2 protein-coding genes are annotated in these 2,534 nt (G+C 45.6%); one reads left to right on the top strand and one right to left on the bottom strand.

Translation table 11 applies throughout. From position 1 onward, the window contains the following. Positions 1–78 precede the first annotated feature (78 nt). Positions 79–1,620 (top strand): surface lipoprotein assembly modifier, encoded by a 1,542-nt coding sequence (locus tag ACTHUT_RS17830; protein ID WP_250601162.1) that lies wholly within the window; start codon positions 79–81, stop codon positions 1,618–1,620. A 120-nt stretch (positions 1,621–1,740) separates the two neighbouring features. Here the strand turns inward: ACTHUT_RS17830 and ACTHUT_RS17825 are convergent, their stop codons facing one another. After that, positions 1,741–2,364: a biliverdin-producing heme oxygenase gene (locus tag ACTHUT_RS17825; protein ID WP_070630747.1), complete on the bottom strand. Its 624-nt coding sequence runs from the start codon at positions 2,362–2,364 to the stop codon at positions 1,741–1,743. Positions 2,365–2,534: the final 170 nt, after the last annotated feature.

Below are 2,534 nucleotides of genomic sequence, written 5' to 3'. Positions count from 1 at the left end.
CAGTTTTATGATAAGAGCAAATGCCTTATTAGAAACGGTTTGCCCTGCAATATATACATATATTTCGGATGACTTTAAATGCTAAAAATAAAACAAAAAATTGTCTCAGCTTCTTTGTGCTACCTATTGCCGTCAGCAGTCTTTGCTGAATTTCCCGAAGAGGGTGTTCGGCAGAATATTTCTTCTCAGAATACTGCTGTACAAGTACAACAGAAACAATGGTTAGATATTTTATCTGAGGAAGAAAGGTCGTCTGAAAAGAATGAGAATATAGGCAGACCGACTCTGATTAACGATGATTTTTTAGCGTCAAACCCGCATATTCTTGAGGACGCGTTAGTTCAAGCACTTAACGGCAATAGCGCAGATCTGGTTTCCTCGCTTGTTGCCCTTTACCGCAAACAGCCCAACCACAATCCCAAACTGATTGCGCGTGCGGATGCTTTGCTGGCAAAGTTGAAAGGACGGACTTCCGAAGCGGTCGAACGTTATCGGACTCTTTATGAATCTGACGTTTCAGACGACCGCATATTGTTGGATTTGGCAGCTGCAGAGTTTCAGGACCATCGTTTGGGTGAGGCAACGATGCATTTTCGTCATGCCGCGCAACGCGATATACCTACCCCCGTTTTGGAAAATGTCAAACGTTTTCAAGAAGCCGTCAAACGGCAGACAGAATGGAAATGGTCTGGCGGAATCAGCCCCGTGCATAACGATAATGCCAACAACGCTGCTCCGCGTTATTGCATCGAAACAAGGGGGCAAACCGCATGCAGTGTTACCTTACCTGTCAGTGCCAACGGCTTGAATTACGAATTGAACACCGAAAAACTCACCCCATTGTATGGGCATCACGCCATCAAATTCCGTACCAACCTCAGCGGCACAAGCTATTTTTTCGACCGTCAATCGGCTTACGACGATGCGTTCGGCAGGGCTTATTTGGGATGGCAGCGCAAGGATGGCAAACAAACCATCAGCGTTTTACCGTTTTATCAGGCACAGTTGGCAGGCAGCAACGAGTTTGACAGCAAAAAAGAAAATAACCGTCGCGCCGCGCCGTATATGCTGGCACACGGGGTTGGCGTACAGCTTTCGCATATGGTCAATCTCGGTAACGCAACACAACTTTATTACTCACTGGAGCGCTACCGCCAAAACTATCGGGAAACTGATCGTGCACTGCGCAACGATGGTTGGCACGACAGTACTTATCTTTCCCTAGCGCGCCGTTTCGGCAGTACGACCCTGTTCGGCGGTTGGCAATACAACCGCTTTGTTCCTGAAAACAAAAACATACGTAATACTGTCAACAATGCGGCCTACCACCGCAACGGTTTCAATATAGGTTGGATACAGCAATGGCAGGTTTTAGGCGGGCTTAACAGCAGACTTACCGCTTCATTTGCCAACCGTCGCTATAAAGGCATTATGGCATTCGGTACCGAGCCACAACGCAACCGAGAGCGTTCCCTCTCTATCAACCTTAGCCACAACAAATTATCTTATAAAGGCATTACCCCTACTTTGAATTATAGTTATAGTCACATCCGTAGCAATGCACCATATGCAATGCGTAATATTCATCAATGGTCATTAGGTGGTGAATGGAATTTTTAAAGGAGAATCAAATCTGAGTAGGTATAAGACAGCAACCCGTTCAAACAAAACTTTGTAGTGTAATTAAAGGCCCCTGCAAACATCTACGCCGAGACCTTGTCTGTTTGATTTAATTATTTTTTAGAGTCTGTGCGGTGTCATACCTTCAGGCGCTTCTGCACCTTCCGGCAAACCGAAGGTTTCGCGCAAAATCACTTTATAGAAAGCAAATGCTTCGCGCGCACCTTGAATGGCTTCCGCCTCGGCTTCAGGAGTCAAGTTCAAAGCGTTCAGATGCTCGACAAAAGCGCGCCAGTGTTTGCCGCGGCCGTTTGGATGCGGAGCCAGGTGGCGTGCGCCGAATTCGCCGTTGTATTCAAGTTTTTGAGCGTGTTTGAACAAGAATGCTGCGCCCAAATTAGAACCTTCGGCGCAATACAGCCAGCCGATGGCTTTATTGCCGGTTTCGTGTGGCAATTCTTTGTCAAATTTGTAAGGCTCTTCGCCCAAGTCTTTCAAGTCTTGAGTCACGGCATCGTAACGCGCCATGTATTCAAGTTCGGGAATGGCTTTATTCAATTCGGCATCTTTATAGATATGATCGACAGCCTTGTGGAAAACAGATTGAAGTTTCAAGAATTTGATGTAGTTTTCTTTGCTGGAAAAAGGTTGAACGGACATAACCAAGTTATCAACGCTGTCGTGCGTTGTCGTGGTTTGCTCTTTCAAGCGTTTGGCGAAAGTCAGCTCTTGGGTCTCACTCATGATGTTTCCTTCGAATAAGGGACAAATGGTTTCAGACGGCCTTTATGGTTAAAAATACCGTCTAATTTGAAAAGAATCGTTTTAAAAACAAAGAAGATAATTTTTAGCCTGCTTCAGGTTCGTTGACCGTGTACCTTCCACAAATCTACAAGGATTATCGTGTTTTCAAA

The organism is Neisseria sp. P0022.S010 (assembly GCF_051956635.1).
The sequence above is the reverse complement of the archived record's forward strand: the minus strand, read 5'-3'. Positions and strand labels throughout refer to the sequence as shown.

Coding starts and splice junctions, on each gene's coding strand:
- ACTHUT_RS17830 (WP_250601162.1), top strand. CDS start 79: ATGCTAAAAATAAAACAAAAAATTGTCTCAGCTTCTTTGTGCTACCTA.
- ACTHUT_RS17825 (WP_070630747.1), bottom strand. CDS start 2,364: ATGAGTGAGACCCAAGAGCTGACTTTCGCCAAACGCTTGAAAGAGCAA.